This is a genomic window from Chryseobacterium sp. BGARF1 (genome assembly GCF_001677955.1).
Taxonomy (GTDB): domain Bacteria; phylum Bacteroidota; class Bacteroidia; order Flavobacteriales; family Weeksellaceae; genus Chryseobacterium.
The window spans coordinates 1-480 of sequence record NZ_LELA01000186.1; the positions used below are offsets into that span (position 1 = coordinate 1).

The following is a 480-nucleotide window of genomic DNA, read 5'->3' on the forward strand; positions in this document are numbered from 1 at the left end:
CAAGTAATGATGATCAGAAATCTCCCGAATTTTACGCACATCAGCTTCATGAATTATTAGAAAAAACAGGCGAAAAACCACCTTATATATTGGTAGGTCACTCAATGGGAGGACCTTACATCAGAATATTCAGAGATCTTTATCCTCAAGAAGTGGCAGGAATCGTCTTCATAGATTCTAGTCACCCTGAACAATGGAAGAGATTGGCTCAAAAAGAATTGGTTCCAAAAGGACAGGCAAAACTTCTAAAAGTAGGATCTGTACTTGCAGACTTAGGTCTGGTAGGCATTTATAATAAAACACTCAGTAAGGCAGTGCATGAAGGTGATGGTTTACCCAAAGAAATACATGAGCGTGCACGATTACTAACTTCTAATTCTGGAGATGTTTATCGTATGTTTTTAAGAGAGAATAAATTGACCAATCAAGTACTGATGCGAGCAGGTAGGGCAAAAAAATTAGATTCTTTACCTGTCTTGG

The 480-nt window shown here is 37.9% G+C and carries 1 protein-coding gene; it reads left to right on the forward strand.

All coding sequences use genetic code 11. The features are described 5' to 3' along the window. Positions 1-480, forward strand: a 480-nt coding sequence (locus tag AB671_RS21400; protein ID WP_157444295.1) for an alpha/beta fold hydrolase, incomplete at both ends; no start/stop codon positions are given.